This window comes from Rhodoferax sp. (genome assembly GCF_028715765.1).
Classification (GTDB): Bacteria; Pseudomonadota; Gammaproteobacteria; order Burkholderiales; family Burkholderiaceae_C; genus Rhodoferax.
Window position 1 is genome coordinate 1 of sequence record NZ_JAQURE010000073.1, and the last position, 8,808, is coordinate 8,808.

The 8,808-nt window shown below is 59.7% G+C and carries 9 protein-coding genes and 1 pseudogene; 7 read left to right on the plus strand and 3 right to left on the minus strand.

All coding sequences use genetic code 11. The features are described 5' to 3' along the window. The coding region (gene priA, locus PHT20_RS15690; protein ID WP_301021256.1) for a primosomal protein N' at positions 1 to 1,569 on the plus strand (1,569 nt) is incomplete at its 5' end. Positions 1,570 to 1,689: 120 nt separating this feature from the next. Here priA and PHT20_RS15695 read toward each other — a convergent pair. Both PHT20_RS15695 and PHT20_RS15700 read right to left on the minus strand, forming a co-directional pair. Continuing rightward, the gene (locus PHT20_RS15695) at positions 1,690 to 2,487 is read right to left on the minus strand and encodes a class I SAM-dependent methyltransferase (RefSeq protein WP_301021257.1); all 798 of its coding nucleotides are present in this window, start codon (positions 2,485 to 2,487) and stop codon (positions 1,690 to 1,692) included. Between the two features lie 197 nt (positions 2,488 to 2,684). Next, entirely contained in the window at positions 2,685 to 3,650 is a 966-nt protein-coding gene (locus PHT20_RS15700) for an AEC family transporter (protein ID WP_301021258.1), read from the minus strand. 144 nt (positions 3,651 to 3,794) lie between these two features. Between PHT20_RS15700 and PHT20_RS15705 the strand changes: the two genes are divergently transcribed. From PHT20_RS15705 to PHT20_RS15725, 5 genes are read left to right on the plus strand one after another with little or no spacing between them, the layout of a single operon-like run. Beyond that, a complete protein-coding gene (locus PHT20_RS15705; RefSeq protein ID WP_301021264.1) occupies positions 3,795 to 4,298 on the plus strand; it encodes a phosphatidylglycerophosphatase A in 504 nt (167 codons plus the stop codon). Then, entirely contained in the window at positions 4,298 to 4,816 is a 519-nt protein-coding gene (locus PHT20_RS15710) for a CinA family protein (protein WP_301021259.1), read from the plus strand. Before PHT20_RS15705 ends, PHT20_RS15710 begins: the two co-directional genes overlap by 1 nt. After that, on the plus strand, positions 4,813 to 5,466 hold the full coding sequence (locus tag PHT20_RS15715) for a response regulator transcription factor (RefSeq protein WP_301021260.1): 654 nt from the start codon (positions 4,813 to 4,815) through the stop codon (positions 5,464 to 5,466). The genes PHT20_RS15710 and PHT20_RS15715 overlap by 4 nt, the downstream gene beginning before the upstream one ends. Then, positions 5,463 to 6,974 (plus strand): ATP-binding protein, encoded by a 1,512-nt coding sequence (locus PHT20_RS15720; RefSeq protein WP_301021261.1) that lies wholly within the window; start codon positions 5,463 to 5,465, stop codon positions 6,972 to 6,974. Before PHT20_RS15715 ends, PHT20_RS15720 begins: the two co-directional genes overlap by 4 nt. Next, a complete protein-coding gene (locus PHT20_RS15725; protein WP_301021262.1) occupies positions 6,971 to 7,573 on the plus strand; it encodes a LysE family transporter in 603 nt (200 codons plus the stop codon). Before PHT20_RS15720 ends, PHT20_RS15725 begins: the two co-directional genes overlap by 4 nt. 17 nt (positions 7,574 to 7,590) lie before the next feature. Here the strand turns inward: PHT20_RS15725 and PHT20_RS15730 are convergent, their stop codons facing one another. Continuing rightward, positions 7,591 to 8,403 (minus strand): UPF0149 family protein, encoded by an 813-nt coding sequence (locus PHT20_RS15730; protein ID WP_301021263.1) that lies wholly within the window; start codon positions 8,401 to 8,403, stop codon positions 7,591 to 7,593. 86 nt (positions 8,404 to 8,489) lie between these two features. On the opposite strand from PHT20_RS15730, the pseudogene PHT20_RS15735 reads away from it, so the two are divergent. Continuing rightward, positions 8,490 to 8,808: pseudogene (locus PHT20_RS15735) on the plus strand (CAP domain-containing protein); the annotation flags it as partial.

Here is an 8,808-nt window from a genome sequence, read left to right on the forward strand (position 1 = left end):
CAGTTGCTGGCGCGCCAGCCCCAAGCCCAAGTGCTGGTGATGGTGCCTGAGATCAACCTCACCCCGCAGCTGGAAGAGCGCTTCAAAGCGCGCTTTAACGCCCAGTTTGATGCCGACGCCGTGGTGTCGCTGCACAGTGGCATGACGCCCGCGCAGCGCCTGAACAGCTGGCTGGCCGCCCACAGCGGCGCGGCGCGCATAGTGCTGGGCACGCGCATGGCGGTGTTTGCCTCCATGCCGACACTGCAGCTGATCATTGTGGATGAAGAACACGACCCCAGCTACAAAAGCCACGAAGGTGCGCGTTACTCCGCGCGTGACCTGGCCATTTACCGCGGTCACCTGGAGGGCATCAAGGTCATGCTGGGCTCGGCCACACCCTCGCTGGAGAGCTGGTACCACAGCCGCCCGCAAGCCGAAGGCGGCCGCTACCTGCGGCTGGACATGCCCAGCCGCATCGGCCAAGGCCAGCTGCCGCTGGTGCGCCGGGTCGACATGGCGCACCAGCCCAAAGGTTGCATCATTGCCGCACCGCTGTTGGCTGCCATCGCACAGCGGGTGGCTCGTGGCGAGCAAAGCATGTTGTTTTTAAACCGGCGCGGCTACGCCCCGGTGCTGGAATGCACCGACTGCGGTTGGCAAAGTACTTGCCCCAAATGCAGCGCCTTCAGGGTGTTCCACAAAATTGACCGCACCCTGCGCTGCCACCACTGCGGCCTGATGGAGCGCGTACCCAGTTATTGCCCAACCTGTGGCAACGCCGACATCTCACCCGTGGGACGTGGCACCGAGCGGCTGGAGGAACACCTGAGCGAACTGCTGGCCGACATTCGCCGTCCAGATGGTCAACCCGTGCGCGTGGTGCGCATTGATGCCGACACCACCAAGCTCAAAGGCGCGCTGCAAGCGCAACTGGCGCAAGTGCACAGCGGTGATGTGGATGTGTTGGTGGGCACACAAATGATTGCCAAGGGGCACGACTTTCGGCGCATCACATTAGTGGCTGCTGTCAACCCTGACAACGCGCTGTTTTCAAGCGACTTTCGCGCACCCGAGCGGCTGTTTAGCCTGCTGATGCAAGCCGCAGGCCGCGCCGGGCGCGATGCCGCGGTGGCCAGCCGCAGTGAGATGTGGCTGCAAACCACCCACCCTACCCACCCGCTGTATGAAGCCCTGAAAAACCATGATTACCCGGCGTTTGCCGCCTCGCAGCTCAAAGAACGGTTGCAAGCAGGCATGCCACCCTTGAGCTTTCAGGCGCTGGTGCGTGCCGATGCCCGCAGTCAAGAGGTGGCGCAAGGTTTTTTGAATGCGGCCAGCCTGGCTGCCACCCAACACGCTGACACAGCCGCGCTGCTGCGCCACTTGACCTTGTACCCAGCAGTGCCCATGACGATTGCCAGGGTGGCCAATGTGGAGCGCGCCCAAATGTTGATTGAAAGCCCTTCGCGCACCGCTTTGCAGCGCTTTTTGACGGCTTGGCAAGGTGTGCTGCACAGCACCCGCTCAGCACCAGAATGCAAAGGCCTGATGCGCTGGGCCATTGATGTCGACCCGTTGCTGATTTGATTCCATTTCCATATCAATCCGACATGTTGTTGCTTCGCCTTGTCGTACGTTTGTACTGTCTGCGGCTTCGCGCCTAATGTCGTATCGATCTGGAATTGGAATGACGGGGTTGCGCCAGGGTCAAGCCAGGGGTTTGCTGGCCACGATGACCTGAAAATTGCCGAAAAACACGGTATGCCGCTGGCACTCCACGCCAGGCATGGCTTGCAGGTAGTCCACCGGGTCGTGGCTGTCCCAGAGCGCCAGGCCATAGGGTTCAAACACCTTGAAATAGGTCCAGCTCAAGGCGCGCAGCAGCAGCGGGCTGGGCTTGTGAAATTCGCCCAAATACAGCTTGCCACCCGGTGCCAGCACCCGCATGGCCTCGTCAAGCGCCTGGTTTTTCAAAGGGTGTGGCAACTCGTGCAACAAGAAAAACATCACATTGGCATGCACCGAGGCATCTGGCTGCTTGAGCGCCACCGCGTTGTCTTGCACATACGTCACTTGCCCGGCGTAACTACCCAACTTGGTCTGCGCATGGTCAAGCTCGTTTTGAATGATGTCAGCCACCAGCACATGCTGCGCGCCCGACTTCACCGCTGCTTCCACCACGCGCGGCATCACATTGCCAAACGCGCACGAAGTAATCAGCACCTGTTTGCCCTGCAAATCATCACGGCGCAGCCCATGCACGATCAAAGAGACCAGATGGCTGTACTGAAACAACAAAATCGCAGCAATGATGGGCTGCCAGTCCACCAACCGAATCAGCCGCAGGTTGGAATAAATGGGGTAGACATGCGCGGCCTCGTGCGTCAGCCGCCCCAGCACGCCACGCATCAGTAGCGCACCACGGGTCAAGGTAAAGAAAAACAGCGCTGTGCTGGCCAGTACCAGCACCGTGGCCACTGCGGTGTAAGAAATCCAGGCGGTCATGATGAACTTTCAATGTGGGGCGCTTGTGACGCCCTAAGTCAGAAAGGTTTCATTAAACAACCTAGGGAAAACCCTTTGTTGATACACATCAAAAATCAACCGAGAAAGTCTATGAGGGCTTGGCATGGCAACACGGGCAGTTGCCCCTCATGGCTTCTCTCAAATCAAGGCATTTGAAAGCGGTTGGACATGCCAGCTCACACCATGAGCGACACCACCAGCGAAAACGTCACAAACGCGGCGGCGGTTGAAACCAAAATAATACGCGCAATGCGCCCGTTGTCCGCACCAAAGCGCTCGGCCAGCAGCGACACATTGCTGGCGCTGGGCAAAGCCGCGGTGAGCACCATCACCGTCAGGGCAAAGCGCGGCAGCGGCACGCCCAACTGCATCAACCCCGCCCCCACCAACAACACCAGCAACGGGTGCAAAAACAGCTTGAACAGCGCCACCGGCACATAGTCCCATAGCTTTGGTGCCTGAGCATGCCCTGCCGCGGCCAACATTTGCGAGCGCGCCAACACCGCCCCAATGGTGAACAAAGCCACCGGAGAGGCCGCATCGGCCAACAAACCTACCGTCTGAGCCACAGGTTTTGGCGGCGCCCAGCCCAGCACCGAAACCAGTGCCCCGAGCAAAATTGACCATGGCATGGGGTTGGCCAGCACCCCCTTGAGGGCATTTTTAAGCGCTGTAGTGGCACCATGCGCATCTGCACCATCAAGCCGCGACAAGGCAATGCACAGCGAAGTGGTCACCACCATGTCAATCACCATGGTCAAAATGGCAGGCCCTGCTGCTGCTGCCCCCAAAATAGCCACCAACAATGGCACGCCCATGAAACCAGAATTTGGAAACGCGGCCACCAGCGCGCCAAAAGCGGCATCGTTCCAGCCAATGCGCTGGTTCAAACTCACGGCCACTGTGAACCCCACCAGCACCAGCGCACACAGCAGCCAGGTGGCAAACACGCCCACGTCAAGCAGCTGGGCAATGGGGGTGGACGCGCCAAACCGGTACAACATGCACGGCAGCGCAAAAAAAAGCACAAAGCCATTGAGCCCTGGAATGGCTTCAAGCGGCAGCATGCGCCTGCGCGCAGCCACATAACCGCACAGCACCAGTGCAAAAAACGGAAAAGTGATGATAAAAATTTGCAGCATGTGGCCATTGTGTCAGTTTCAGCTGCGGCAAATTTCGCACCTGCCGTGCCAGATAATGCAGTCATGACCCCATTAGACGCGCCACCACCTGTGCCCGATTCCCCGCCGCCCCAGCTGGCGCCACTCGCCCCCAGCGGCCACTTCATGATGGCGCACCCTGCCCATGTGATGGCGTTGGGTTTTGGCTCAGGCCTGAGCCCCAAAGCCCCCGGCACCATGGGCACGCTGTGGGCCTGGGGCGTGTTTGCCTTGCTGCAACACCGCTTGTCTGACGTGCAATGGGGCGTGCTGATTGCACTGAGCATTCCGCTTGGCTGGTGGGCTTGCAGCCTGACCGCCAAACACATGCGGGTACTCGACCCCGGCAGCATTGTGTGGGACGAAATTGCCGCGTTTTGGCTGGTGCTGTGGTTGATCAGCCCCACCGGGTTTTGGGGGCAATTGCTGGCGTTTGCGTTGTTTCGTTTTTTTGATGCGGCCAAACCCGGTCCGGTGGCCTGGGCAGACCAGCTCTACCACCACGTGCAGCCCGCCAGCGACCGCTGGGCTTGGCCGAAAGCCGGCTGGGGCATCATGCTTGATGACCTGGTAGCTGCTTTTTGCACCCTGCTGGTGATTGCGCTGTGGCGCACATGGGGTGGTGCCTGATGATTGATTCACTATCAAATAGTGAGCTACTTGCGCATGATTCATGCGCTCTATTGGCCAATTTGTTACTTAAAAAAAACTGGTTCCTAGCCACCGCCGAGAGCTGCACCGGTGGCCTGATTGCCGCTGAATGCACGCACCTGGCAGGCTCCAGCGCTTGGTTTGAGCGCGGTTTTGTCAGCTATGCCAACGCTGCAAAAACCGAACTGCTGGGCGTCAATGCGGCGCTGATTGCCCAGCACGGCGCCGTCAGCGAGCCGGTGGTGCGAGCCATGGTGGCTGGGGCACTGGCACACTCGCACGCCCACGTGGCCTTGGCGGTCACTGGCGTGGCGGGGCCAGGTGGCGGCAGTGTGGACAAACCCGTGGGCACCGTCTGGTTTGGCTGGGCATGGGGCAAGCAACTCGTGGCCGAGGTGATGCATTTTGAAGGTGACCGCAGCGCCGTCAGGCTTGCCACTGTGGAGCACGCGCTGAAGCGACTGGGAAACCTTCTGATAAACGAGGTAACCGCATGAAAATTTTGATCGTAGAAGATGATTTGATGATGGGTGCCGGCCTGCAAGCGGCACTGAATCAAGCCGGGTTTGAGGCGCATTGGGAGACCCATGGCATGGCAGCGCAGGCACTGCTGGCCACCGAATCCTTTCGCGCCATGGTGCTTGACATCACCCTGCCCGGCCTGGACGGCTTGAGCCTGCTCAAAGCCTTGCGTGCGCAAGACAGCAAACTGCCGGTGTTGATGCTGACGGCGCGCGACACCACCCGTGACAAAGTGCAGTGTTTTGATGCCGGGGCCGATGACTTTCTGGTCAAAACCACCGACATGGAAGAGCTCATTGCCCGCTTGCGCGCGCTCATTCGCCGCTCTGGCTATATCGGGCGGCTTAAGGTGGGCAAGTTGGTGCTGGATGTAGACACCCAAACGGCCACCCAAGACGGCAAGTGGCTGGCCTTGTCTAACCGTGAATTTGAATTGCTCCAACTGCTGATGGAAAACGCCGGTCAAGTGGTCTCCCGCAACCGCCTGGAACAGGCCTTGTTTGGCTTGAACCGCGCAGGTGAAAGCAACGTGATTGAGGTGCACATCCATAATTTGCGGCACAAGCTGGGCAACAACAGCCTCAAAACCGTGCGCGGCGTAGGCTACGCCCTGACCGACTCGTGAGCCGCTGGCACCCCAAACACATCACCCTGGTTCACCGCCTGCTGGTAGCGCTGGTGGTGGTGAGCGTGCTCTTTTGGGCGGCTATTGCCACTTTGACGACGCGCGACAACATCAAGGAAATCAATGCCTTGTATGACACCCATCTGGCCTACACCAGCAAAGCGCTTCTGCACCTGATGGATCCGGATGATGACGAACTGCAAAGCTTTCCAACCCTGCTGTCCGCTTTGGAAGTGGCACGATTGCTTGACCTCTCGCCCAATTTACCGTCAGAACGTAAGCTCAATCCGCCCGCTCAGCCCGAACAAGAGGCACTAGCGTCAACAACAGAACCCACACCTAGCGCAATGGATCAACGCAAGCGCGAGTTCAACCAGCGGCTGCGCTACCAGCTTTGGCGCGACAACGGGCAGCTGCTGTTTCGCACCGACAACGCCCCAGCCATGCACATGGCGACCCAACCGGGGTTTTCTGACACGCAAGACGCTCAAGGCCAAGGCTGGCGCAATTACTTTGTGACCGATGCCAGCCACAAGGTGCACATGATCGTCTCAGAGCCGCACAGTTTTCGCCAGCACCTGACCAGAAGTCTGATCATCAGCGCCGCCACGCCACTGGCTTTGGGCTTACCCGTGCTGTTTTTGCTGCTCTGGTTTTCTGTCAAACGCGGGCTGGTGCCGCTGGCGCAGCTCAGCCATGAAATTGCCATGCGCAAACCCGACAACCTCACACCCATAGACGCAGATAAAGTGCCCGATGAAGTGCGCCCCATCGTCACCGCGCTCAATGACTTGCTCACGCGCATGGCACACACCTTGGACAACGAACGCCAGTTCACCGACGACGCCGCACATCAGCTGCGCACCCCACTGGCTGCCATTCAAGCCCAGCTCTACACCGCCCGCCACACCCGCGCGGGTGACACCCACCAACTTGCCCTGGAGCAAATGCAAGCCAGCGTGTCGCGTGGTATCCGATTGGTCAACCAGCTGTTGACACTGGCACGGCTGGACCCCAAACAAGCGCCACCACAGCTTGAATCGGTATCTTTGAATGCAGTTGCTGAGGCCGTGTGTGCCGAACTTGCCACACTGGCACTGCAGCGCCAGCAAACCCTGGAGCTGCTGGCACCGGCACAGGTGCCACCCATTGAAGGCAATGCCGACCTACTGGCTATGCTGATCTCTAACCTGCTTGACAACGCCATTCACTACACCCCTGAGGGCGGTCAGATCAGCTTGAGCCTGACGCAAACACCCACCGAAGTAAGCCTGTGCGTGCTTGACAACGGTCCAGGCATTGCCGCAGAGCAGCGCAGCAAAGTCCTGGAACGGTTTTACCGGGTGGCAGCCCAACACCAACCCGGCACCGGCTTGGGCTTGGCCATTTGCCAACGCATTGCTGAAATTCACCACACCACATTGCAGTTGTCCGACCACCCAGCGGGCTCTGGCTTGTGCGTGACCGTGGCTTTTGCGCTGCAACCGACCCCGCCCGCGGCGTCATGAGCAGCGATTTTTTCACTGGCATGGCCACCGGGTTGACACTGATTGTGGCCATTGGCTCACAAAACGCCTTTGTACTGCGCCAGGGCATCTTGCGCCAGCATGTATTTGCTCTGGTGCTGTTTTGCGCGTTGTCTGATGCCCTGTTGATCGCTGCAGGCATTGCGGGTGCAGGCGCGTTGGTGCGTGGCAACCCTGCTCTGATGACCTTCACACGCTACGCGGGTGCCGTGTTTTTAGCCAGTTATGGCGCCTTGGCGGCCCTGCGCGCCTGGCGCGGTGAGCATTTACAGCTCACGCAACAACCCGCCGCCAGCCTGCAAACCGCCTTGCTGGCCTGCTTTGGTTTTACCTTTTTGAACCCGCATGTGTACCTTGACACCGTGGTGCTGCTGGGCAGCATGGCGCACCAGCGGCCGGCCCCGGGACACTGGTGGTTTGGCGCCGGCGCCATGCTGGCCAGCTTGGGCTGGTTTACCGCATTGGGCTTTGGCGCGCGCTACCTGGCACCGCTGTTTGCCAGCGTGCGGGCTTGGGTGGTGTTGGATGGGTTGATTGCGTTGACCATGTTGGGCTTGGCCGGTCTGTTGCTGGCAAGCTGACCCAAGCCCACACCGCGTCAGGCACCACAGCATTTTTTGAACTTTTTTCCGCTGCCGCAGGGGCAGGGGTCGTTGCGACCCGTTTTGGGACCCACTTGCACGGTCTCGACCCGCGGGCCAATGTGCCGCCACATTTCGCGCAGGTCATAGGTGGCCCACACTGCATCGGCAAAGTCATCGAGCCGCTGTTCACTCATGCTGGGCACACTGTCACCATCGAAGGCGGGCACGGTGGCTGGGGCAGTGTCGTCTTCGGTCACGGCCACAATGCATTGCAGCGCGGCATCCAGCACTTGAGCAGCTTGCTTGTCACGCGGGGCAGCCCATTCTTCTGGCCAATTTTCGACCACATACATGAAGCCAATGGCCCAGATTTGGCCAAATGAGGGAATGGGAGCATCACCCAGCTCCTGGCGCTGCTCTGGGCTGAGTGCCGCAATGGCGCCGCGCATGTCCACCAGCTCGGGCTGGTAAGCACGGTCGTCGTCAAGCGACTCAATGGGCGCGTCCAGCGCGGCACTCACTTCATTGAAGCGGCGCATCCACAGGGCAAAAAAGCGCTGAAACTGGGCGTCATCCGCAAACAAAGGGGTGTCGCTGTCAGTCTGCAAATCAAGCAGCACATTGAAATAGTCAGCCGCAGCAATGGCGCGCCGGCAACACACCAGCGCCGCAATAAAGCCCTCGCAAAACTCCCATTGTGGGGTTTCGTCAAAACGGGTGCGCAGGTCATCCAAAATGGTGTCGAGCTCGTCAAAGTCGGCTGTTTGCAGGAGGGTGTTCTCACCTGCGACAGGGACAACTTCAGAAGGGGTGGAGGCTTGGGTCATGATTTTGAGCGTTGATTAAGAATGGCTTAATTTTGCCTTGTTCCCAGCGGTTATCCTCTCCTATCTTGCATCACTTCACCCACACCATGTTCAAACCCCTGCGTTTTTCACTCGCGCTTCTCGGCACTGCCATGTTGGTCGCTTGCGGCGGCGGCGGGGGTGGCGACACGGGTGCCGTGCCTGGCAGCGCCACCACCAATAACACCGCCAGCACCGGTCAGGTGTTGCCCAATACGTCAGTGGCCATTCCCAGCGCCACCTACGCGGTGGGCTCGGCCGAGCTGGGCGGCTGGAATGTGCTGCAGCAAGCCCGTGTGCTGTGCGGTTTTGGGGCGTTGACGCAAAACACCCGGCTGGATAACGCGGCATGGAACCATGCGCGTTACCTCACCAGCATTTCTGGCA

Excerpts from the sequence above, each read along its gene's own strand:
- PHT20_RS15695 (WP_301021257.1), bottom strand. The coding sequence starts at position 2,487 with ATGACCGCCTGGATTTCTTACACCGCAGTGGCCACGGTGCTGGTACTG.
- PHT20_RS15700 (WP_301021258.1), bottom strand. The coding sequence starts at position 3,650 with ATGCTGCAAATTTTTATCATCACTTTTCCGTTTTTTGCACTGGTGCTG.
- PHT20_RS15705 (WP_301021264.1), top strand. The coding sequence starts at position 3,795 with ATGATGGCGCACCCTGCCCATGTGATGGCGTTGGGTTTTGGCTCAGGC.
- PHT20_RS15710 (WP_301021259.1), top strand. The coding sequence starts at position 4,298 with ATGATTGATTCACTATCAAATAGTGAGCTACTTGCGCATGATTCATGC.
- PHT20_RS15715 (WP_301021260.1), top strand. The coding sequence starts at position 4,813 with ATGAAAATTTTGATCGTAGAAGATGATTTGATGATGGGTGCCGGCCTG.
- PHT20_RS15725 (WP_301021262.1), top strand. The coding sequence starts at position 6,971 with ATGAGCAGCGATTTTTTCACTGGCATGGCCACCGGGTTGACACTGATT.
- PHT20_RS15730 (WP_301021263.1), bottom strand. The coding sequence starts at position 8,403 with ATGACCCAAGCCTCCACCCCTTCTGAAGTTGTCCCTGTCGCAGGTGAG.